This window comes from Dermatophilus sp. B7861-1, assembly GCF_058996045.1.
The window spans coordinates 1,254,676-1,277,706 of sequence record NZ_CM180082.1; the positions used below are offsets into that span (position 1 = coordinate 1,254,676).

Below are 23,031 nucleotides of genomic sequence, written 5' to 3' on the forward strand. Positions count from 1 at the left end.
TCAAGTCGCGGTGTGAAAGCCGCTGCCCGATGAACACATCACTGTGTGCCCCACCGGAACTACAAACCCTAGAGCATGAATCGAGGTTCGGGTGGAAGAAGGGCCACGTGCCCACTCCGGCCTCACAAGAAAAGTTCAGAAGACTGTGAGAAAGGGGGAAGGGACCGCACCCCTCGGGGATAGTCCCCGAGGGTAGATCCCACCCGAATCAGTCGAGCATCTCCTTGTATGCCGCTGCATCGAGAAGGTCAGCCGTGGCATCCGCAGAAGCAAGCTTTACCTCAAAGATCCAGCCCTCTCCGTACGGGTCGGAGTTAAGTAGCTCCGGGCTCTCGTCTAGCTTCTCGTTCACTGCCGTGACTTCACCACCCACAGGGCTGTTGACGTCACTGACCGACTTGGTGGACTCAACCTCAGCGGCTGCGCCATCGACCTCGACCTCGTCACCAATGTTGGGGACGGATACGTAGACGATGTCACCAAGAGCATCCTGGGCGAACGAAGTAATGCCGACGCGGGCAACACCATCAGTGATGCTGACCCACTCGTGGTCCGTGGTGTACTGCAGGTTCTCGGGGTAGACGAGATCGCTCATGACTCTCCCTTTGACGCCGTGAACGCCGGTGCGTCCACGTAGGTGGGGTTTCGGGTGACACCAAGGTATACGGATCTGCCGCTGCTTTCGTACCGGTCGCGCGAGGAGATAAAAAGCTTCCACATACAGAGCCCACGCCAGTAAGAAAGCAACATTGCCTAAAGTTAGGGAGCATGGCAGCTGACACCCACGATGGGCTGACTGTCCGTCGATACGTTCCCATCACTCCCAGTCCCGACCTTGTCACCGGAGAAGACGGACTGGCACGGACACCCTGGGCTTACGGCAGCGAAGCACTACTGACGTACTACGACACTGAATGGGGAATGCCTGTACGCGACGAAAGAGGCATGTTTGAGCGGCTATCTCTAGAAGTTTTCCAAGCAGGACTTTCCTGGGAAACCATCCTTCGCAAACGTGAAGCATTCCGCCGCGCATTCGATAACTTTTCCCCAGACTCAGTCTGCGCATTCGATGACGTCGACGTCGAACGCTTGGCGAACGACCCTGCAATCGTGCGGCATCGCGGAAAAATCATGGCCACGCTTACCAATGCCCGTGCCACCTGCGCACTACGCGGACGAGTGCTCATTCATGAAACACAACCAGCCACAGTTGCCCCCGAGCCAATCGAAGGAGGGCAAGGACTAGCCGAACTGGTGTGGTCCTACCAGCCACAGATAACCCCCGAACCCTTCCGTCTTAGCGAAATCCCCTCCGCATCAAACGAATCAGCAGCTCTGTCGGCTGTGCTGAAGAAAAACGGATTCGTGTTCGTTGGTCCTACATCCATGTACGCCCTCATGGAAGCAGTCGGCATCGTCGATACCCACCTGGTGGGTTCCCATCGCCGCGGCGCCTCCGGGGTATGGAGATCGTGAACGAAAATCGTATAGAAATCGTGACCTTAAATACAGGAAATCTCTAGGGCAAACACGGAATTGCGACAGATACGTCAGCCATTCTTCTCATATGCAGATCACTCAATTGCTCGTACAAGCAATCGTGCTTGTCGGGATTGCGCTTATCGCCCTGCTGGCCATTGTGCCGCTGTGGCTTAAGCACACAGGAGAACGTGACGACACCTGAGTTCGGGGGCCAATGATGTGCACTAACAGCATCCAGGTAACCGTCACCATCTCCGCAGTTTTCCCGATTTCACGGTAGGGGAATGAACCGAGCACTCCCCCAGTGGGGACGTCCGCGTACCGCCGATCACGCAGGCGTCCCCATTCTGCGGGCATAAGCACTTACGGCCCTAGGTACAGTCCCTCTATGTCGACGAATGAGGGAACCACACAAACGAACCGAAACAAACCTGCCAAGCTCAATAAAAAAGCCTACGAAAAAGAACTACGCCGCCTGCAAACCGAACTCGTCGCATTTCAACAATGGGTAATAGAAAGCGGCGAACGCGTACTCCTCATCTTTGAAGGTCGCGACGCCGCGGGCAAAGGCAGCGCCATCAAACGCATCACTGAACACCTCAACCCCCGTCACGCCCGCGTCGTAGCCTTGCCTGCCCCCACCGAACGCGAGAAGACACAGTGGTACTTCCAGCGGTACGTCACCCACTTGCCCGCGGCGGGCGAAATAGTCATTTTCGACAGGTCCTGGTACAACCGCGCCGGAGTGGAACACGTCATGGGATTCTGCACCGACGTCGAATATCAGCGCTTCCTCCACCAAACCCCAGACTTTGAACGCATGCTCGTTGAAGATGGCATACGCCTGCTCAAATATTGGTTCTCCGTCTCCGATGAAGAACAACAAGCTCGCTTCCGATCCCGCGCTACCGATCCCATGCGCCGCTGGAAACTCTCCCCTATGGACGTCGAATCCATCAACCGATGGGAAGAATACTCCCGCGCAAAAGACGCCATGTTCGCAGCTACTGACCTACCAGGAGCCCGCTGGATCACCATCGAAAGCGAAGACAAAAAGCGCTCCCGCATCAACGTGATCAACGACATCCTCACCCGCATCCCCTGGAAACGTCTCCCAGACCACGAAATCACCATCCCGCCCCGCCCCGCAGCCACAAGCAAGAACTACACTCGCCCAGACCGCTCCACCTTTCTCTACGCCCCCGACATCGCCGCCAGCCTCGAACGCCACCCCAAAAACCACTAAATCCCTGGCTCAATCCCGTTTTCGCGGCAAGGCTGGGCCATAGGCGCACTCACAATCTGGCTCCACAGGCCGATGAGGAAGGCACCACCTTGCACAGGTGGTCGCCCAGGTACGCCGCAACACAGAAGCCGCCCATGCAGCGCACCCCATGCCACGAATCGGAGCCTCGCCTTGTCCACCGACGCACACTTGACCACGGAAGCAACCGGTAAAAAACCCATCAGCATCACCGTCAAGATCGCGCTCGTTGGACTCGTTGGACTCATTGGGGCCCTCTTTATCGGCGGCGCCGCCCTGTTGGCAATCCGTCAGATCAGCAACGTCAATGACGAACAAAACATAGCGCTGCGTGTCGAAAAAGCTGCCCTGGGTATGCAAACCCACAACCTGGACATTTCTGGCTGGCAACTCGGCGTTCTCGGTGATGTTTACCGCCTCGGCGCCAAACGAGCACTCAGCGGCGAGGATGCTTACAACGCCAAAGGATTCGACAAAGCCCGCGCCTCTCTTGAAGCAGACCTCAAAGCCTTCCCTCGAGCCGACATCACCAACGATGAACGAAAACAGCTCGACACCGTCGAAGCAGGCTACAAAGAGTTCTTTGACGCCGAAGCCGAAGTACGCACGCTGTACGCCACCGAAAACAGAGCAAAAATTGACCAAGCCGCTGGCGAAATCAACGGCGGCAAAGCCGGACAAGCCTTCACAAAAATTGCTGACGCCTCCGATGCGCTTGCTGCCTCAGCAACCACTCGCGCTACAGCGTTGAGTGAACAAAAAAATTCCGTGATCGCCTTCGTGCCCTGGGTGATCATCGCCATAACCATTGTCCTAGCTGGACTGATTGCTCTCACCGCTCGCATGATCGCCCTGCCTATCGCACGATCACTGCACTCAGTCCGCGACTCGCTCATTGCCATGTCACACAACAACCTCACCGTGCCAGCTGATATCACGACCCATGACGAAGTCGGTGAAACTGCCCAAGCACTCGAACAATCCCGTACCGCGATGATCGGCATCATTACCCGCGTCATGGAAGCAGCCCAAGACGTCGCCGACAACGCCCAGAACCTCACCGCGCTCTCCCAAAACGTCGGTACCGCTGCCGTCAACAGCTTCTCCGAACTTGACTCCACCGCCCGCGAAGCCAGCAACGTCGACAAAAACATCCAAACTGTCGCAGCTGGCACCGAAGAAATGACCGCATCAATTCGCGAGATCGCCAAATCCACCAACGCCGCCGCCGCCATCGCCACTCAAGCCGTGCACGCTGCCGAAACCGCAAACGCCGCCGTAACCCAACTCGGAACGAGCTCCGCCGAAATCGGCGAAGTTGTCAAAACAATCACCGGTATCGCGGAACAAACCAACCTACTGGCCCTCAATGCCACCATCGAAGCCGCCCGCGCCGGAGAATCAGGTAAAGGCTTCGCCGTGGTGGCCAATGAAGTCAAAGATCTCGCCCGAGAAACCAGCCAAGCCACCGAAAATATCGGACTGCGCGTCGAAACCATCCAAAACGACACCCATGCCGCTGTGAACGCCATCAACGAAATCGCAAGCATCATCGCCCAGATCCACGACTCGCAAGGCACCATTGCCTCCGCTGTCGAAGAACAAACCGCCACCACCAACGAAATGAGCCGCAGCGTCAACGACGCTGCTCGCGGAGCCGGAAGCATCGCACAGAACGTCGAACGCACCGCCCAGTCATCCCGTAGCACCTCTAGCACCACAGAACGGATATCTGAAGAAATCGCACGACTAGCCAATGGCAGTGCCAGCCTGCGCGAACTTGTTAGTCACTTCCACGTCTAAAAACTCGCCAAAACACAAGAAACCGGACCTGAAAATTAGGTCCGGTTTCTTTCACGTCGGGACGACAGGATTTGAACCTGCGACCCCTTGACCCCCAGTCAAGTGCGCTACCAAGCTGCGCCACGTCCCGTGAACAGGAAAAACATTACCCCATCCTCGCCGCGAGTACCGAATCCGCTGCTCACGCGCCTACGCGCGCCATCCGGAGCAGCGGACCCGGCGCCCCGTCACTTCTCTTTACGGCGACGTTTCTCCTTCACCCGAACCGAAATCTCAATCGGGCTTCCCACAAAGCCGAACTCCTCACGCAACCTGCGCTCCAAGAAACGGCGATACCCCGCCTCGATAAAACCATTAGCAAACAACACAAAACGCGGCGGACGCGTCGAAGCCTGCGTCGCGAACAAAATACGCGGCTGCTTACCGCCACGAACCGGGTGCGGATGCGCAGCAACAATCTCGCCCAACAACGCATTCAATCGACCCGTCGGCACCCGCGTATCCCACGAAGCCAACGACTGCTCCAACGCAGGAACCAACTTCTGCACATGCCGCCCCGTCAACGCCGAAGCATTCACCCGCGGAGCCCATGCGATCTGCACCAGCTCCCGCTCAATCTCCCGCTCCAAGTAGTAGCGACGCTCCTCATCAATGAGATCCCACTTGTTATAAGCGATCACCACAGCACGGCCGGCATCAACAACCTGCTGAACAATCCGAATATCCTGCTCACTGATGGGCTCATGCGCATCAATCAACACCACCGCGACCTCGGCCTTTTCCAAGGCCGTACGCGTACGCAACGACGCATAAAAATCCGCACCACGAGTCAGATGAACACGACGACGAATACCAGCAGTATCAACGAAACGCCACGTCGTCCCGCCCAACTCAATGAACTCATCCACCGGATCACGCGTCGTGCCCGCCACGTTATCGACGACCACACGCTCCTCACCAGCCAAACGGTTCAACAAACTCGACTTACCCACATTCGGGCGCCCCAACAACGCCACACGGCGCGGCCCCCCACGCCGATACGCACCCTCAACCTGAGATTCCTGCGGAAGCACCCCCATCAGCGCCTCCAGCGCATCACCAGTCCCCCGGCCATGCAACGCCGAAACAGGCCACGGCTGCCCCAAGCCCAACGACCACAACGCGGCAGCATCAGCCTCACCACGCATGTCATCAACCTTGTTCGCCACAAGAACCACCGGCTTACCCGAACGACGCAACAACCGCACAACCGCCTCATCGGTGTCCGTGGCCCCCACCGTGGCATCAACCACAAACAGCACTGCGTCACACAAGCCAACCGCAATCTCGGCCTGCTCAGCCACCCGCAGATGAATCCCCGTGGCATCAACCTCCCACCCACCGGTATCCACCAAAGTGAACTTCGTCCCCGCCCACTCCGCGTCATAAGCGACACGGTCACGCGTCACCCCAGGAACATCCTCCACAACCGCCTCACGGCGTCCAATGATGCGGTTCACCAACGTGGACTTACCCACATTTGGGCGCCCAATCACCGCCACCACCGGCGCGGCACCTTCACCATCTTCCTGCGCATCCGGGGCAAACTGACCATCAACCAAAGCCAAATCAGCATCATCAAGATCGAACTCTTCCAGACCAGCACGAAGGGCACGCGCTACACCCGCATCCTCATCAGTGTCCCCACCCCGAGGCAACGAACCTGAAGCGCCCTCAGGTACGTACACAACCTCCACACCAGAAGAATCAGCATCCTGCGCCACATCATCAGCACCGGCAGCATCAAACTCATAGATGCCGTCATCATCACTATCACCGATGAAATCAGCCTCAGAAGCAACAATTGCCACCACCGCACGCACCGAACCCTCGTAATCAAGGTCGGTGGTGTCCAACAACGTCACCCCAGGAGCAGGGTCAACGAACGACGTCACTGCCGAATCCTGCGCATCCCGACCAACAACCTCTGCACGCGTACGGTCCGTCACCACCGAATCGCCGCCAGAAAGCTCCGCCTCCTGCGTTGCCCGACGCTGCAGGCGCGCCTGCTCACTAGCAGTAAGCAAAATCCGCACCGTCGCATCCGGAGCAACCACCGTAGTGATGTCCCGCCCCTCAGCTACCACTCCCCCATCAGCAGCGCACTCAGCCATAATCGCGCGCTGACGAGCAATCAACTCCTCCCGCACCGCAGGAACAGCCGCCACCTTCGAAACCACACCAGAAACCTGAGAAGAACGAATCTCCTGCGAAACATCAACACCATCAACAAACACCGCCGGCGCACCCGGATCAGTCACAATCTCCAAAGGCAAATCCCGAGCCGCCGCACCCACCGCAGCAACATCCTCAAAATCAATGCCCTTATCCAGGCAGAACCAAGCCAACGACCGATACATCGCCCCCGTGTCCAGATAATCGATACCGAACATGGCGGCCACCTCACGGGACACGCTGGACTTACCGGTTCCGGAAGGGCCGTCGATAGCGATGACCAGGGGCTCGTTCTTACTCATTACTACAGCCTAACGGCCCCGCACCTTAAGCCACGACCCAGCACGAACCCAGAGCCCACCCACGCACCCCTCGATATTGTGGGGGCCAGTTAACCACCCACAGAGCCTCGACGTGAGCTCACGACGAAAGATCTACACCCATGACCAACAACGTAACTATGTGGTTCGACGTCGCCTGCCCCTACGCCTGGATGACCTCACGATGGCTCAAAGACGTACAAAAAGTACGAGACATCACCCTCACTTTCCGCCCCATGTCCCTAGCTATCCTCAACAGCACCAACGACATCGACGAAGAATACGCACGAAAAATGCAGGCCAACTCTGGTCCCGCCCGCGTCTTCGCTGCCGTTCACCACACCCAGCCAGACAAAATCGACGAGCTCTACACCGCGATGGGTACCCTCATCCACATCAACGGCGAAAATAACAAAGAAGGCTACGGCGCCTACGACAACGTCATCCGCCAAGCCCTGTCTAACGCCCAGCTCGACCCCACCCTCGCTGAAGCTGCCAACAACGACACCTACGTCCCCATTCTCGAAAAACTTCACAACGAAGCCATGGACGCCGTCGGAGAAAACAGCGGCTGCCCCATCGTCCAATTCGCAGACACGCAAGCCTTCTTCGGACCCGTCATTACCGACAACCCTGGCGGCGAAGAAGCCGGAAAAATCTACGACGCCTTCAACGCCATCGCAGCCTTCCCATCCTTCTTCGAAATGAAACGCGCCCGCACCCAAACCCCGCAGCTACCTAGCTGGGAATAAAACCAATCACCCCCGCGAGATCTCTCGCGGGGGTGACCACATACCAACAAGATGAAAACGTCTTACAAACCCGCCGCCGCGTACAGGTCAGCGATCTCCTTACCATTCAACTCACGCAACCGGCCACTCTTTTGGTCACCCAAACGAATCGGACCCACCGCAATACGCGTCAACGTCAACACTGGGTGGCCCACCGCATCCAACAAACGACGCACCACGTGCTTCTTGCCCTCATGAAGCACAACCTCAACCAAAGCCTTACCCGGAGTCGAGTCAATCAACTTAAACGAATCAACCTGAACCAGGCCCTCCTCTAGCTCCACACCCTCACGCAAACGGCGCCCCAAATCCCGAGGAATCGGCCCCGGCACCGAAGCCACATACGTCTTAGCCACCTCGTAACTCGGGTGCTGCAACCGATGCGCCAACTCACCATCATTGGTCAGCAACAACAAGCCACTGGTATCAGCGTCCAAACGACCAACATGGAATAACCGCTCCTGCCGGTTAAACAACATGTACGAAATATCCGGACGCCCGAACTCATCGTCCATCGACGACACCACACCAACAGGCTTATTCAACGCGTAGTACGAGCGCGAGGAATCCAAATTGATGTACTGACCATCCACCCGCACACGCCGAGCCAACGGATCGATCCGAATACCCAGCTCCGTAACAACCTGGTCATCAACCTCCACCCGACCCTGCTCAATCAATGCCTCACACGCCCGACGCGACCCCACTCCCGCGCTGGCCAACAACTTCTGCAAACGCACCCCATCCGGATCGTGAACATCCACCGCCGGAGCGCGATTCTCCCGCGGAGCCAACTGATCCGGACGCAAATCACCACGACCCCGACGCGGCTGCCTCACTGCCTTGCGGCCAGCCTTCGCAGACGCAGCACGCCCCCCACCAGAACTCTTCTTCGGGTAGCCGGAGCCACGCTTAGGTCCACCCGACCCACCACTACGCCGTGCTCCACTGCCGCTACGCCCACTCATCCTGAAATCCCTACTCCATCGACAACAAACAACCGCACCCCGACGTAAACGGGACGGCACTGACAAACAAAGACGCAGCACTCACTACGCCGCACAAACTCACCGATCCGCGGCAGACTCCACATCCAACGCCACATCGAGACGATCAGTGACCTCCTCGACCTCCGGAAGATACGGCGCCAAAGGAGGCAAATCATCCAACGATCCAACCCCCAACCGATCCAAAAAATATGGCGTCGTCCCATACAGCACCGCGCCGTGCTCCGGATCCAAACCCATCTCGGTGATCAACCCTTTAGATAAAAGAGTACGCACAACACCATCGACGTTCACACCACGCACAGCACTAATGCGGGCCCGAGAAACAGGTTGCCGATACGCAATGATCGCCAACGTCTCCAACGCAGCCTTCGTCAACCGCGCCCTAGCCCCCTCCAAAACAAACTTCTCAACCGCAGGCCCCAACTCCGCCCGAGAATAAATACGCCACCCAATCTCCGTGCACCGCAAAGAAAACCCACGCCCCTGCGAGTCATACTCATCCCGCAACTCCTCCAGCGTCGCCTCCACACGCTGCGAAGACACTGACAACGCCGAAGACAACTGCTCCACCGTCACCGGCTCCTCCACCACCATGACAACTGCCTCCAACGCAGCCTTCAAACCACCCGGTAACTCATCAACAACAAAATCCTCACCCTCAACATCCTTGCCCCCAACCCCCTCAACAGCCTCAACACTCACGCGCACTCCTCCTCAAACTCATCAAACGACGACAAAACCACCCCATCAGCACAGACATCCTCCGCCTCACCCGTCCAGCGAACCCGCAACACCCCCAACGCCGCATCCTGCACAAAATCCACCGACGCCGAGCGGAACAACTCCAACAACGACAAAAACCTCGCCACCACCACCAAAGTCGACTCCGCATCGACAACCAAATCATCAAACGACACCTCACCCCCATCCCGAACCCGCTCAGCCACAATCGCAGCCTGCTCAGCCACCGACACCGACGGCTGATGCAAATGCTCCGTCGCCACCACCGGCGCAGCTTTAGGCGTCATCGCCCCGGCAGCCACTGCCGCGAAACGTTCCGCCGAAATCCCCAACACAAGCTCAGGCACCAAACCAGAAACCAACGGATCTACACCCGGACGCCGAGGCTCAGCACGACCCTCAGCACCCATCCGCTCAGCAACCCACTCCGACATCTCCTGATACGCCCGATACTGCAACAAACGCGCAAACAACAAATCCCGCGCCTCAATCAGCGCGAAATCCTCCTCATCCTCAACCTCAGGGGTCGGCAACAAACGCGACGCCTTAATATCAAGCAAAGTCGCCGCGACTAAAAGAAACTCCGAAGCGACATCAACATCCCAATTAGGATCAGCCGCCTGCATCGCTCGAATATGAGCAATAAACTCATCCGTCACGCTCGCAAGAGCGATCTCAGTGATATCCAGCTTGTGCTTACTAATCAACCCCAACAACAAATCAAAAGGCCCATTAAAAACATCCAAATGCACCTCAAAAGACGGGCGGTCACGCCGCGTAAGCACGCCACCAGGAGCCTGCTGCCCTGAATTCACACCCTCACGGGGTACGCGAGAACTACCCCCCATGCCCGATACGCCGCTCAGGGGGCATCCCCACGCCAAATCAGCTCACGCGCCAGCTGGCGGTAAGCCTCACTGCCACCATGCGAAGGCGCATACGCCGTAATAGGCTCCGCAGCCAACGTTGCATCAGGGAACTTCACCGTCCGTGCAATAACCGTGTGAAAAACCTTCTCGTCAAAATGCCCCACCACACTACGGACCACTTCACGACTATGCAGCGTGCGACCGTCATACATCGTCGCCAAAATCCCATCAATCTTCAGACGCGGATTCAACCGATCGGCAACCTTGTCAATCGTGTCCACCAACAAAGCCACACCGCGCATCGCGAAAAACTCCGTCTCCAACGGAATAATCACACCATGCGCTGCCGTCAACGCATTCACCGTCAACAGCCCCAACGACGGCTGACAATCAATAAGAACCACGTCATAGTCATCCACAATCGGACGCAAAATCCGCGAAAGAACCATCTCCCGCGCCACCTCACCAACGAGCTGAACCTCAGCCGCCGACAAATCAATATTCGCCGGAACCAAATCCATATTCGGATTACTCGTCGACTGCACGACATCACGCACATCGTGCCCCTTCTCAATGAGAAGGTTATAAATCGTCATATCAAGATCATGTGTCGGCACACCCAACCCCACCGACAACGCACCCTGCGGATCAAAATCCACCAACAACACACGCCGACCCAACTCAGCTAACGCCGCACCCAAATTAATCGACGTTGTCGTCTTCCCAACCCCACCCTTCTGATTACACACCGCGATAATCCGCGCCGGACCATGCCGGTCCAAAACCGCAGGCGTACCAAAATCTGGCAAGACACGACCAGTCAGATCAACCGTGCCCACCCCCACACACTCACTGCCGGGTAGCGGCTCATCCATCACGGCCTCCGGCGCATCCGACCGACTGAGGAAATCGGAACCAGCTGGGGAACTCATCCGTTCGCCCTCCTTCGACACGGCATCACGGCCACCACCATCGATAGCGTTTCGCCACGACCCTACCAGGGCAATTCACCCCGCACCCGGCACCTGAACAAGCGAATTGAGCACACGCCCCAAATAACTCACCCAACATCACCGCCTAAACACCTCATCAGGAAAAACGCGCCCGCGGATGCGCCCCCGCATACACCTCCTGCAACCGCGCCATCGACACCTTCGTGTAAATCTGCGTCGTCGTCACACTCGAATGCCCAAGCAACTCCTGAACCACACGCAAATCAGCGCCCCCATCAAGCAAATGCGTCGCAAACGAATGCCGCAACGTATGCGGACCAATCCCCTCAGGCAACCCCGCCCGCTGCGCAGCACCCGTAATCACCCCCCACGCCAACTGCCGAGAAAGACGCTTGCCCCGACTATTAAGAAACAAAGCCGCACCAGGACCACGACCCCCACGCGCCCCCGCCTCCACCAGCACAGGACGACCACGCCTCACATACGCCTCCAACGCCTCAACCGCATACCGTCCCAACGGAACTATCCGCTCCTTATCGCCCTTACCCCGCAGCCGAACAGACCCCTCCTCAAAATCCACCCCATCCACATCCAACCCAGTTGCCTCAGATACACGCGCCCCAGTGCCATACAAAAACTCCAACAAAGCACGGTCACGCAACCCCAACGCAACATCCGCCACCGAACCATCACCCAAAACCTCAACAGCCTGCAATAACCGCGCCACCTCATCCACCGACAACGCCTTCGGCAACCGCGCCGGCGACGCAGGAGGCTGCACCACCGCCGCCGGATCATCCACACACCACCCCTCAGCCGCCCCATACGCATGCAAACCACGCACCGCCGCAAGAATCCGCCCCGTCGAAGCCAGTGAAGACACCCGCCCCAATTCGCCCTGCCGCAACGCAGACACAAAATCAACCACATCCGCGGTGCGAACATCCCGCAGCAACTGCACCCCACGCCCACCCAAAAACTCCACGTACTTACCCAAATCCCGCCGATACGCAGACAACGTATTCGACGCCAACCCCCGTTCAACCCGCAAATGATCCAGCCACACCCGCACCGACCGCTCTACCGACGGCACACGCCCGGGGAGGAGGACATACTCATCCCCCTCCCCAGAACGCTCAACAGGCCCCGTTCGCAGGTCAGGCCCCCTCAACCACGGCCGCAACCCGGGCAGACACAATCGGACGCACATCCTGCGCCGACGGAGACCACGACTGCGCCTGCGCTTGCACCTGTTCCCCACTGCGAATGTCCTTCACCGAATCCGGCGCAACTACGCCATCTTCGCCCTCCGCACCCAAGAACCACACAAACGGAATCCCTCGACGATCCGCGTATTTGATCTGCTTACCGAACTTCGCGGCCTTCGGCGCAACCTCACACGCGATCCCCCGCGACCGCAACGCCGCCGCAACACCCATCGCCCGCGAACGATCCTCATCCTGATTCAGCGCAATCAACACACACGTCGCCGTCGGACGCGAAACCACCACATCGCCATCAGCAAGTAGCTTCGCAACCAACCGCGAAACACCAATCGAAATACCCACACCCGGATACGTAGTCCGACCATCAGAAACCAACGAGTCGTACCGGCCACCAGAACAAATCGACCCATACGACTCATGCCCAATCAACTGCGTTTCATACACAGTACCCGTGTAGTAATCCAACCCCCGCGCAATACGCAGATCCGCAGCCACCACACCCGGAGCTTGCTGCGCAGCAACCTCCACCACCGCAGCCAACTCCGCAAGCCCACTCTCCAAAGTCGGATGCTCCACACCCAACTCACGCACCCGATCCACAAACGACAAATCCGTCGAACTGATCTGAGCCAACGCCAAACACTTATCCGCCTGCTCCGCAGACAGCCCAGCCTCCACCAGCATCGCCACCATCGCCTCAGGCCCCACCTTGTCGATCTTGTCGACAATCCGAAGCACCGTCACCACCTGCTCAGCAGCAATCCCCAACCCCAAATAAAAACCCTCAGGAATCTTCCGGTTATTGACCTGAACCCGGAACGGCCCCATCGGCAACTTACTAAACGCATCAACAATCACCAGAGGCATCTCCGCCTCATAGTGGAACGGCAGCTCCCCTGCCCCCACCACATCAATATCCGCCTGCACAAACTCACGGAACCGGCCATCCTGCGGCCGCTCACCCCGCCACACCTTCTGAATCTGATACCGACGGAACGGGAACTGCAACTTGCCCGCATTCTCCAACACATACCGCGAAAACGGAACCGTCAAATCAAAATGCAAACCCAACCGGCGAGATGGATCCACCTCATCGGCATCACCAGGATCAGCACTTAACCGCGAAACACCATAAATCTCTTTATCTGCATCACCACCCTTACCAAGCAACCGTGACACCGGCTCCACCGCGCGCGTCTCAATATTCGCGAAACCATGCAACTGAAACGTCTCAGCGATCACAGACAACACATGCTGCTCAACCAAACGGTCAGCAGGAAGAAACTCTGGAAAGCCGCTAATCGGCGTCACCTTCATACTCATGAGTGCAGTCCTTGCAGGTAGGGGTTAGTCAATCTCTCATGCCCGATCGTCGTCGCTGGACCATGACCAGGCAACACAAGCCCAGAATCAGACTGCGCCAACACAACCTCACGCAGCGTCCGCTGCATCAGCTGGCCATCACCACCAGGCAAATCAGTGCGGCCAATACTCCCAGCAAACAACACATCACCACTAAAAATTGTGTGATCCACCTCAACATCAGCCGCCACCCCCTGCGGCACCCCAGAAAAACGAAACAATACCGACCCCTCTGTATGCCCCGGAGCATGCACAACCTTAAACTCCAACCCAGCCAACGACACCACCTGCCCACCGTCGACCTCAACCACATCCTGTGGCTGCACCCACTGCACCCCAAACCCCAACTGCTGCTCCACCATCGACAACAAATCCGCACTCAACGCTAACGCCGGATCCGCCAACCGGTACCGATCCGCCCCATGAATCCGCACCGGCATCCCCACCTGCTGCGACAACACCGGCAACGAATACGTGTGATCCAAATGCCCATGCGTGGCTAACAACCCCACCGGACGCAACCGATACCGATCCACAACCTCACGCAACTGACCCTCAACCCCAAAACCAGGGTCAATAACGAGACACTCCTCACCCTTATCCGGCGCAACAACAAAACAATTAGTGCCAAAAGCCTGCGCAGAAAAACCCACAACAAACACCCCATCACCCTAGCCTCCTCCAGCCAATACGCAGCAGCCCGCCCCCACCTATCCCCCGTGACACATCCCCCATAACCCCCACTAGACCCCAACCAGATGACCGCTCCACAGCAAACCGTGCGTATCGTGGTAGGCGACGTTTCCATCGAACCGGCATCAAGCCGGTGTCTACGAAGAATGAGGCCATCGCCGTGTCCGACATCGACAAGAGCGCTCCCGCTACCGAGCAGTCCGAGAACACCACTGCGGAAACAGCTGTCTCGGAAAACACCAACGAGGCAGCGCAAACCCCTACCCCCTCGCCTGAAGCGCCGAAGGAAACCGCACCCGAAGAAGTGGCAACCCCCGCCACCGCGGCCACCTCCCCAGCACTCCAGCCCGGGATCGAGGGCATGCCGACCACACTATCCACCGGCGATGCCGCCTCCTTTGGCCGCGTCGACGAAGACGGCACCGTCTACGTCCGCACCCCCGAAGGCGAACGCCCCGTGGGCTCCTACCCCGGCGCCACCGCAGAAGAAGCAATCGCCTACTTCGCCCGCAAATTCGACGAAGTCGCAGCAGTAGCAGACCTGCTCTACCAGCGAGTCACCCAAACCGACCTCGCCGCCAAAGAAGCCCAAGAAGGCCTCAACCACCTTCGCCAAGCCGTCAAAGACCTGCACGCCGTCGGTGACCTCGTCGCCCTCGACAACCGCATCGAAACCATCGCAACCGCGATCGAAGCGCGCAAAACCGTCGAAAACGAACAACGAGCCATCGCCCGCGCCGAAGCCATCGCCCGCCGCGAAGAAATCGTCACCGAGGCCGAAAAGATCGCCGCCCAGCCCGAAAACAAAATCCAGTGGAAGCAGTCCAGCGCCCGCATGCGCGAACTGCTCGACGAATGGAAAACAGCGCAGCGGCAAGGCACCCGCATTGACCGTGAAACCGAACAAGGTCTCTGGCAGCGCCTGTCCTCCTCACGCAACTCTTTCGACAAGATGCGCCGCGTCCACTTCGCCCAGCTAGGGCAAGAACAAGCCGCAGCCAAAGCACGCAAAGAAGAGCTCGTCACCGAAGCTGAAAAGCTCAAAGACAGCACAGACTGGGGAGCCACTGCAGGTGCCTACAAACGCCTCATGGACCGCTGGCGCCAAGCCGGCCGGGCTTCCCGCTCCGATGACGACGCCCTGTGGAAGCGCTTCAAAGCAGCCCAGGACGCATTCTTCGACGCCAAAGACGCCGTCAGCGCCGCCGAAGAAGAACAGTTCAAAGCCAACCTCGTGGTCAAAGAACAACTCCTCGAAGAAGCCAACAAGCTTCTGCCGGTCAAAAACGTCGAGAAAGCCAAAGCTGCACTACGCCTCCTGCAAGACAAATGGGACGCCGCAGGCAAAGTTCCACGCGCCGACATCGACCGCATGGAAAAAGGCATGCGCCGCGTAGAACAAGCCATCCGCGAAGCCGGAGACAAGAAATGGGCATCCAGTAACCCCGAGGTCGCCGCCCGCGCAGCCAGCCTCGCAGCCCAGGCAGAAGAACAACTCGCGAAATACCGCAAGGCCCTTGCCCGCGCAGAGGAAAGCGGCGACGCTGCCAAAATTGCCAAGGCACGCGAAGCCCTCGAAGCACGCGAACAATGGCTGAAACAAGCACAAGCCGGACTCGCTGAATTCGGACGCTGATCAACTGAAATAACCACATATATGTAAGTAGTGCGGGTTATCTCCACTGGAGATAACCCGCACTACTTACAACACAGCCGAATCACCGCCGCTGACCGAGCCCCCTAGCCTGGGACCCCAACGCTCGACGCACGTCATACACCCCATCAATCCGACGCAAATTACGCACTATATGGTCCAGATGGCTCGCATCTCCCATCTCGAACGTGAACTTCATATACGCCATGTGATCGTTCTTCGTTGACCGCGCACTGGACTCCACAATGCCGATACGTTGATCCGTGATCACACTCGTGATCTCCGCTAACAACCCCTGCCGATCAATCGCCTCAATCTCAATCTGCGCCCGGAACACACTCGCCGAACTCGGAGCCCACTGCACCTGACGAATCCGCTCCGGTTGCGCCAACAAAGAATCAGCATTCGGACAATCCCGGCGATGCACCGAAATCCCCTTACCCCGCGTCACAAACCCGATGATGTCGTCACCAGGAACCGGGCTACAACAACGCGCCAGCTTCGTCCACACATCCGAGACACCAACAACAGTGACACCCGAATCCGTGCCCCCCGCATCAGCAGGACCAGTGTTACGCGCCCCCGGAATCGTTGCCTCAGCAAGATCCTCCGAAGCGCCTTCCTCACCGCCAAGCGAGCGAACAATACGATCCACCACCGACTCGGCAGAGATATTCCTCTCCCCCACCGAGGCATACAAACCACTGATGTCCTTTTGCCCCAACCCCGTAGCAATAGACTCCAGCATCTGCGCCGTCATCAACCGCTGCAACGGAAGATGACGCTTACGCATCACCTTCGTGATCTCATCCTTGCCGCGCTCAATCGACTCCTCACGACGCTCCTTGGTGAACCACGCACGAATCTTGTTCCGTGCCCGAGGCGACTTAACAAAATCAATCCAGTCTCGCGAAGGGCCATGCCCGTCAACCTTGCTCGTCAAAACCTCAACGACATCACCGTTCTCCAAACGGCTCTCCAACGGCACCAAACGACCATTAACCCGAGCCCCAATCGTGTGATGCCCCACCTCGGTATGCACCGCATACGCAAAATCCACAGGAGTGGCCCCCGTCGGAAGACCAATCACCTCACCCCGAGGCGTAAACACGTACACCTCACGGCTATTGATCTCAAACCGCAACGAATCCAAAAACTCGCCAGGATCACGCGTCTCCTTCTGCCAATCCAGAACCTGACGCAACCAATCCAAATCCGTATGACCGTTCTCCACCGGCTGAGCCATATTGCTCGGCACCCCACCGGACTTCTCCTTGTACTTCCAATGCGCCGCGACCCCATACTCAGCCCGCTGGTGCATCTGATGTGTACGAATCTGGATCTCCACAGGCTTTCCCTGCGGCCCCACCACAGTCGTATGCAACGACTGATACAGATTGAACTTCGGCATCGCAATGTAATCCTTAAAACGCCCCGGCATCGGCGTCCACCGCGCATGCACCGCACCCACAGCCGCATAACAATCACGAATCGTGTCCACCAACACCCGCACAGCCACCAAGTCGTAGATCTCATCAAAATCACGACCCCGCACAATCATCTTCTGATACACGGAGTAGTAGTGCTTCGGACGCCCCGTCACCGTGGCATCCATCCCCGCCTTCTTCAGATCAGAGCCCACCTGCTCCTTCACCTTCGCCAGATATTCCTCCCGTGCAGGTGCCCGCTCCCCTATCATCCGCACAATCTCGTCGTACACCTTCGGATACAGCGTCGCGAAAGAAAGATCTTCCAACTCCCACTTAATCGTGTTCATCCCAAGGCGATGAGCCAAAGGCGCATAAATCTCCAAAGTCTCTTTCGCCTTAGGCTGCGCCTTCTGGGCAGGGACGTACTTCCACGTACGCGCGTTATGCAACCGGTCAGCCAGCTTGATCACCAACACCCGGATGTCTTTCGACATCGCGATGACCATTTTTCGTACCGTCTCAGCCTTCGCAGCATCGCCGTACGTGACCTTGTCCAGCTTCGTCACGCCGTCAACAAGCATCGCGATCTCTTCCCCGAAATCGCTTCGAGCTTCCTCAAGGCTGTAATCAGTGTCCTCAACCGTGTCATGAAGCAAAGCAGCCGCGATCGTGGTCGACGTCATCCCTAACTCAGCAAGAATGCTCGCCACCGCAATCGGATGTGTGATGTACGGATCCCCGTTCTTACGGAACTGCCCACTGTGAACCCGCTCAGCCACCTCATAAGCGCGCTCAATCAACGCAATATCATCCTTCGGGTGCGCCTGACGCACCGCACGAACCAACGGCTCAATCGCTGGAGTCACAGAACCACGCGGCGTGCTCCACCACGCCAAACGTGCCCGCATCCACCCACCCGCGGACGAGGAGGACGCAACCGAATGAGATTCAGGCGGCGTCTGCTGCGTTCGGGCCGGAGTGTCGTTCATGAAGAAATAATAGTGCCCCTAACTGACCGTCGCCTTTTTTCACTACCGCACACCGTGTTCGCTCTGCGCCCCTCACACCACGAGAAGGCTGTGAACCTGCTCATCAACTAGCCGCTGCCGCCCCCCAAGCGCGGCGATCTCTACCACTGTGTCGAAAGCAACAACACTGGCACCCGTACGCCGAACCAACGAACACGCAGCAAACGCAGTACCACCCGTAGCCAACACATCATCCATCACCAACACCCGGTCTCCACGGGAAAAGGCATCCTGATGAACTTCCAACGTTGCCGAACCATACTCAAGCGAATACTCCGCACTGAACGTAGCCCGCGGAAGCTTGCCCGCCTTACGGATCGGAACAAAACCCACACCCATCGCTACAGCACAGGCAGCGCCCAACATGAAGCCACGCGCCTCCACCCCCGCAACCGCATCCACTTCACCCGAAAAACGCGCAACGACATCATCCACCACAGCGCGCATTACCTCAGGGTCAGCTAACACAGGGGTGAAGTCCTTAAAAAGAACACCCGGAGAAGGGAAATCCTCCACATCAACCAGACGGGAAGAAACAAGGTGAGCCAAATCAGTGCGTTGCGACACGAACGTGAGCCTAAACCATCAACCCCACCCCCATCCCCAGCACTTGCTCAACAACTCCGTGAGGTGCCGTGAGGGGCACACCAAACGGTGTGCCCCTCACGGCACCTCACCTACTCACATCAGCGAGACTTGCGACCAAACCTCTTTTTCTTTTTACCCTTCGAGTCTTCCTGCAACATCGACGGGTGAATCAGACGGCCAGTCATCGTTTGCGGACCAACTTCCTGATCTGAAGCCAAAGGCACCGGACGCTCAAACGCACCCGTACGCGCCGGAACCGGCTCAGGAGCTGAGGCATCCCCAGCTGACTGATCCGCCATCACAGACTGCTCGATATAGCCGCGAGCATCCACGCGCACACCCTGCTGCTCAAGCTGCTCACGCCGCTTGCGAGCACGCACCGACAACTCACGCATAGCAGGCTCTTTCTCACGCCAATGCGCCAACAACGGCGTCGCAATACAGATGGAGCTGTATACACCCACGCTGACACCGACAAACAGCGACAACGACAAGTCCAGCAACGTTCCCGGACCGATCACCGTAAAGCCCATCACCAACACCGCAAGAATCGGCAGCAAAGCCACGATCGTGGTGTTAATCGAACGGATGAGTGTCTGGTTTACCGCCAAGTTTGCGGCCTCTGAATACGTCTGACGCCCCGTCTTTGCCGCCTCCGCAGTGTTCTCACGAACTTTGTCGAACACAACTACCGTGTCATAAATCGAATATCCGAGAACAGTGAGGAACCCGATAGTCGAAGCTGGCGTGATCTCAAAACCGGCCAAGGCATAAATACCGACCGTCACGATCATGTCGTGCGCCAAAGCAATCAGCGCAGCCAACGACATCTTCCACGTACGGAAGTACAAAGCCAGCACCAACGAAACAATGACGAGGAAGACTACTAGGGCCTGAATTGCCTGTTTTGAAACTGACTCACCCCACGAAGGACCCACAACCGAAGAGTTCACATTCTCGACGGGAACGCCGAAGGTCTTCGCAAGCGCGGCACTGACCTGCCGAACTGAGTCATCTTTCATCCGCTCCGTTTGGATACGGACCGTGTTCCCACTGATCACCGTCGAAGAAGCAACATCGACGCCAGAGGCACCCTTAACTGCAGCCTGAGCTTTCGTGTCGTAGCTCTGCGTGTCGGCAACACCAGAAACCCGGAAGTCCGACCCTCCAGTGAACTCGATACCGGGATTAAGGCCACGAAGCCCCACACCCAACGCCACGATCACCATCAAAACCGCTGAGATGGAAAGCCAAAGCTTCAGTTTCCCCACAAACGGGATTGAACGTTGACCCGTGTACAGGTCATTTCCGAAGTCGGTGAGCTTACTCATGCGTGGCTACCTCCGGTCGGGCGGGCAGCACCCGCGGTCGGACCCGGCACGAATCGTCCAGCACCCTTATATCCAGCACCCGTGCCAAGAGTTTTCGGGTCGAAGCCGGACAACTTGTGACCAGAAGAGAAGAACTTCGTACGAGCCAGCAATGTCAGTAGCGGATGTGTAAAGAGGAACGTCACGAAAAGATCCAGCAGTGTCGTCACGATCAGCATGAACGCGAATCCACGCACGTTCGCCGCTGCGAGCAAGTACAAAACAACAGCCGCGATGAGGTTCACGCTGTCCGAGATAAGGATCGTGCGCCGTGCCCGAATCCACCCAGACTCAACCGCTGCTGCCAAACGTTTACCTTCTCGAGCCTCATCACGAACACGTTCGAAATACACAATGAACGAGTCGGCAGTAGTACCAATCGCAACAATCGCACCCGTCACCCCAGCCATTGTGAGGCGCAGGTTGTACCCCCAACCAAGCAAGGTCAAGATGATGTAGGTCAAGGCCGCCACGAGCAGCACAGAAGAGACCACAACCAAACCGGTGACGCGGTACTGCCACAGGAAGTACACGAAAACGAGAATCAGACCGAGCAGACCGGCAAGCAGACCGTTGCGCAGCTGGTCGCCACCCACGGTCGGAGAGACGTTATCGGTGCTTTGCACCTCAAAAGACATCGGAAGCGCACCAAATTTCAACTGGTCTGCAAGCAGCTTGGCCTGATCAGCAGTGAAATTACCGGAAATCGAAGCCTGACCACCGGTGATAGCAGAAGAGAAATACGGTGCCGAGATAACCCGGTTGTCAAGGACAGCTGCCAACTGGTTGCGCGGCTGCCCCAGCTTGACCATGTATCCAGAAATCGTCGCGTACGCCTGGACGTAGTCATCGTGCGTCTTCAGCTGGACTTCGTAACCACCGGTGGGCTGGCCCGTCTGCGGGTTCGTGGCCATACCTGAAGAAGCATCAGCAATGTTGTTACCGTCCATCACTGTCGGGCCCAGAACATACAAGCTCTGACCATCGCTAGCGCAAGCAACGGTGGCCTTGTTCGGGTCAGGACGCTTAGTCACGTCTTGTTTCTGGCAGTTAATCTGCTTCAGCTCACCTTGGAGCTCGGGGGTAAGCCACCCCTCTGAGGTAGCTGCCTCGATCAGCTTGGTTGGGTCCTTACGCACATCTGCAGTGATCGTAGGAGGCGCCGCCGGTGCCGTCGGCTTAGCGGTGGGAGCACCAGTGGGCTTACCCGTCGGAGCTGCAGTAGGAGATGCGCTACCCGTAGGAGCAGGTGTCGTAGGCGCCGGTGTAGTCGGCTTCGGTGCTGGAGCAGGAGCCGCAGCTGCCTTGGGGCGACCAGCGGGAGTGGACGCCGAGGGAGTCGCAGCAGCTGATGGTGACCCAGATGGGGCGGGAGTCGTACCAGGCTTGGCTGCCGGTGGACTGCTCGCAGAACCGCTGGGAGCGGGGCTCTGTGTCGGCGAGGGGGTAGCACCCGGTGGCTGGACAGGAATCATGCCCAGTACTGGACGGAACGCCATCTGTGAACTGGCACGCAGGCCATCTTCCTGCTGCTTAGTCATCCGGCCCGGAACAGAGACAACAACGTTGTTTCCGAGCGTAGAGACTTCAGCTTCAGCCACACCTTGCCCGTCAACACGGGCACGGATGATGTCAACAGCCTGATCAAGCTGCTGTTGATCGACGGTCTGCCCGTTTTGTGTTTGCGGCTGCAGAATCATCTGCGTACCGCCTTCAAGGTCCAGGCCCAGTTTGGGGGCCCACTGCCCACCCCACATCGTGGCGGACAAAGCAAGCAGTACCACCAAACCAAGCGATATGAAAGTACATATCACCAGGTCAGAGGTAGCGCGTTTGTGTGCTGGTCGGGTGTTGGGGCGGCGCGCTCCGCTTTCTACCCCGACGTTTGATCCCTCACTCGCCACGACGCCCCCTGCTCACCGAGTTGCTGCGATCACTCGAGTGATCGAGCGAGTCGCGCGTCCACGGCGCCGGGCGGGCCCGACGGTTCCGGATCCTATGCATGAATCGTCCTCGTTGTTCTGGTGGAGTTATGCGTTCGCTGGCCAGCCGTACGAGCCGGTCAGGCTGAGACGAGCATCGACGCCGACCAAGCGAATCAGCGGATACGCCTCCACGGATGGCACGCACCGAGCGGTGCACACTGTCGTGCGGTGCTGCACCGTACACATGGACGGACTCACCACACCTGCACTTCTACGGAGTCACGATGACCGTTCCCCCGGGGTCGCGC

General features: G+C 58.0%; 18 protein-coding genes and 1 tRNA gene. 5 read left to right on the forward strand and 14 right to left on the reverse strand.

The genetic code is table 11. The annotated features are described in order from the left end of the window. Window positions 1-208: 208 nt before the first annotated feature. The gene (gcvH, locus tag AC2T9U_RS05600) at window positions 209-595 is read right to left on the reverse strand and encodes a glycine cleavage system protein GcvH (protein ID WP_028326232.1); all 387 of its coding nucleotides are present in this window, start codon (window positions 593-595) and stop codon (window positions 209-211) included. A gap of 221 nt (window positions 596-816) precedes the next feature. Here gcvH and AC2T9U_RS05605 point away from each other — a divergent pair, with 221 nt between their 5' ends. From AC2T9U_RS05605 to AC2T9U_RS05615, 3 genes are all read left to right on the forward strand, one after another. Further along, window positions 817-1,476 carry a DNA-3-methyladenine glycosylase I gene (locus AC2T9U_RS05605; RefSeq protein WP_493696934.1) on the forward strand — a complete coding sequence of 220 codons (660 nt, stop codon included), beginning with the start codon at window positions 817-819 and terminating at the stop codon, window positions 1,474-1,476. Between the two features lie 394 nt (window positions 1,477-1,870). After that, window positions 1,871-2,728 carry a polyphosphate kinase 2 gene (ppk2, locus tag AC2T9U_RS05610; protein WP_493696880.1) on the forward strand — a complete coding sequence of 286 codons (858 nt, stop codon included), beginning with the start codon at window positions 1,871-1,873 and terminating at the stop codon, window positions 2,726-2,728. 189 nt (window positions 2,729-2,917) lie between these two features. Then, window positions 2,918-4,549, forward strand: coding sequence for a methyl-accepting chemotaxis protein (locus AC2T9U_RS05615; RefSeq protein WP_493696881.1), 1,632 nt, complete (start codon window positions 2,918-2,920; stop codon window positions 4,547-4,549). Between the two features lie 56 nt (window positions 4,550-4,605). Here AC2T9U_RS05615 and AC2T9U_RS05620 read toward each other — a convergent pair. Further along, window positions 4,606-4,679, reverse strand: a tRNA-Pro gene (locus tag AC2T9U_RS05620). A gap of 97 nt (window positions 4,680-4,776) precedes the next feature. Next, window positions 4,777-7,065 carry a bifunctional cytidylate kinase/GTPase Der gene (gene der / locus AC2T9U_RS05625; protein WP_493696882.1) on the reverse strand — a complete coding sequence of 763 codons (2,289 nt, stop codon included), beginning with the start codon at window positions 7,063-7,065 and terminating at the stop codon, window positions 4,777-4,779. A 140-nt stretch (window positions 7,066-7,205) separates the two neighbouring features. Between der and AC2T9U_RS05630 the strand changes: the two genes are divergently transcribed. Then, the gene (locus tag AC2T9U_RS05630; RefSeq protein ID WP_493696883.1) at window positions 7,206-7,835 is read left to right on the forward strand and encodes a DsbA family protein; all 630 of its coding nucleotides are present in this window, start codon (window positions 7,206-7,208) and stop codon (window positions 7,833-7,835) included. Between the two features lie 62 nt (window positions 7,836-7,897). On the opposite strand, the gene AC2T9U_RS05635 is transcribed toward AC2T9U_RS05630, so the two are convergent. From AC2T9U_RS05635 to AC2T9U_RS05665, 7 genes are all read right to left on the reverse strand, one after another. After that, entirely contained in the window at window positions 7,898-8,842 is a 945-nt protein-coding gene (locus AC2T9U_RS05635) for a pseudouridine synthase (protein WP_493696884.1), read from the reverse strand. A 99-nt stretch (window positions 8,843-8,941) separates the two neighbouring features. Further along, on the reverse strand, window positions 8,942-9,586 hold the full coding sequence (gene scpB, locus AC2T9U_RS05640) for an SMC-Scp complex subunit ScpB (RefSeq protein ID WP_258553135.1): 645 nt from the start codon (window positions 9,584-9,586) through the stop codon (window positions 8,942-8,944). After that, complete coding sequence (locus AC2T9U_RS05645; RefSeq protein WP_493696885.1) at window positions 9,583-10,473, reverse strand: segregation and condensation protein A; 891 nt, start codon at window positions 10,471-10,473, stop codon at window positions 9,583-9,585. Before AC2T9U_RS05645 ends, scpB begins: the two co-directional genes overlap by 4 nt. Window positions 10,474-10,487: 14 nt before the next feature. Next, window positions 10,488-11,369 (reverse strand): ParA family protein, encoded by an 882-nt coding sequence (locus AC2T9U_RS05650; RefSeq protein ID WP_243889099.1) that lies wholly within the window; start codon window positions 11,367-11,369, stop codon window positions 10,488-10,490. 214 nt (window positions 11,370-11,583) lie between these two features. Beyond that, on the reverse strand, window positions 11,584-12,618 hold the full coding sequence (locus AC2T9U_RS05655; RefSeq protein WP_493696886.1) for a site-specific tyrosine recombinase XerD: 1,035 nt from the start codon (window positions 12,616-12,618) through the stop codon (window positions 11,584-11,586). Continuing rightward, window positions 12,605-13,996 carry a histidine--tRNA ligase gene (gene hisS / locus AC2T9U_RS05660; RefSeq protein WP_493696887.1) on the reverse strand — a complete coding sequence of 464 codons (1,392 nt, stop codon included), beginning with the start codon at window positions 13,994-13,996 and terminating at the stop codon, window positions 12,605-12,607. Before hisS ends, AC2T9U_RS05655 begins: the two co-directional genes overlap by 14 nt. After that, window positions 13,993-14,697 (reverse strand): MBL fold metallo-hydrolase, encoded by a 705-nt coding sequence (locus tag AC2T9U_RS05665; RefSeq protein WP_493696888.1) that lies wholly within the window; start codon window positions 14,695-14,697, stop codon window positions 13,993-13,995. The genes hisS and AC2T9U_RS05665 overlap by 4 nt, the downstream gene beginning before the upstream one ends. A gap of 164 nt (window positions 14,698-14,861) precedes the next feature. Between AC2T9U_RS05665 and AC2T9U_RS05670 the strand changes: the two genes are divergently transcribed. Then, on the forward strand, window positions 14,862-16,364 hold the full coding sequence (locus AC2T9U_RS05670) for a DUF349 domain-containing protein (RefSeq protein ID WP_258553134.1): 1,503 nt from the start codon (window positions 14,862-14,864) through the stop codon (window positions 16,362-16,364). Window positions 16,365-16,446: 82 nt separating this feature from the next. Here AC2T9U_RS05670 and AC2T9U_RS05675 read toward each other — a convergent pair whose 3' ends face one another. The 4 genes from AC2T9U_RS05675 to secD form a co-directional block, all read right to left on the reverse strand. Further along, complete coding sequence (locus tag AC2T9U_RS05675; protein WP_493696889.1) at window positions 16,447-18,801, reverse strand: RelA/SpoT family protein; 2,355 nt, start codon at window positions 18,799-18,801, stop codon at window positions 16,447-16,449. A 72-nt stretch (window positions 18,802-18,873) separates the two neighbouring features. Then, entirely contained in the window at window positions 18,874-19,407 is a 534-nt protein-coding gene (locus AC2T9U_RS05680) for an adenine phosphoribosyltransferase (protein WP_115030326.1), read from the reverse strand. Window positions 19,408-19,526: 119 nt separating this feature from the next. Next, window positions 19,527-20,759 carry a protein translocase subunit SecF gene (gene secF / locus AC2T9U_RS05685; protein WP_493696890.1) on the reverse strand — a complete coding sequence of 411 codons (1,233 nt, stop codon included), beginning with the start codon at window positions 20,757-20,759 and terminating at the stop codon, window positions 19,527-19,529. Next, on the reverse strand, window positions 20,756-22,702 hold the full coding sequence (gene secD, locus AC2T9U_RS05690; protein WP_493696891.1) for a protein translocase subunit SecD: 1,947 nt from the start codon (window positions 22,700-22,702) through the stop codon (window positions 20,756-20,758). The genes secF and secD overlap by 4 nt, the downstream gene beginning before the upstream one ends. Window positions 22,703-23,031 lie beyond the last annotated feature (329 nt).

Excerpts from the sequence above, each read along its gene's own strand:
- der (WP_493696882.1), bottom strand. The coding sequence starts at position 7,065 with ATGAGTAAGAACGAGCCCCTGGTCATCGCTATCGACGGCCCTTCCGGA.
- AC2T9U_RS05650 (WP_243889099.1), bottom strand. The coding sequence starts at position 11,369 with ATGGATGAGCCGCTACCCGGCAGTGAGTGTGTGGGGGTGGGCACGGTT.
- ppk2 (WP_493696880.1), top strand. The coding sequence starts at position 1,871 with ATGTCGACGAATGAGGGAACCACACAAACGAACCGAAACAAACCTGCC.
- AC2T9U_RS05635 (WP_493696884.1), bottom strand. The coding sequence starts at position 8,842 with ATGAGTGGGCGTAGCGGCAGTGGAGCACGGCGTAGTGGTGGGTCGGGT.
- hisS (WP_493696887.1), bottom strand. The coding sequence starts at position 13,996 with ATGAGTATGAAGGTGACGCCGATTAGCGGCTTTCCAGAGTTTCTTCCT.
- gcvH (WP_028326232.1), bottom strand. The coding sequence starts at position 595 with ATGAGCGATCTCGTCTACCCCGAGAACCTGCAGTACACCACGGACCAC.
- AC2T9U_RS05630 (WP_493696883.1), top strand. The coding sequence starts at position 7,206 with ATGACCAACAACGTAACTATGTGGTTCGACGTCGCCTGCCCCTACGCC.
- AC2T9U_RS05675 (WP_493696889.1), bottom strand. The coding sequence starts at position 18,801 with ATGAACGACACTCCGGCCCGAACGCAGCAGACGCCGCCTGAATCTCAT.
- AC2T9U_RS05645 (WP_493696885.1), bottom strand. The coding sequence starts at position 10,473 with ATGGGGGGTAGTTCTCGCGTACCCCGTGAGGGTGTGAATTCAGGGCAG.
- secF (WP_493696890.1), bottom strand. The coding sequence starts at position 20,759 with ATGAGTAAGCTCACCGACTTCGGAAATGACCTGTACACGGGTCAACGT.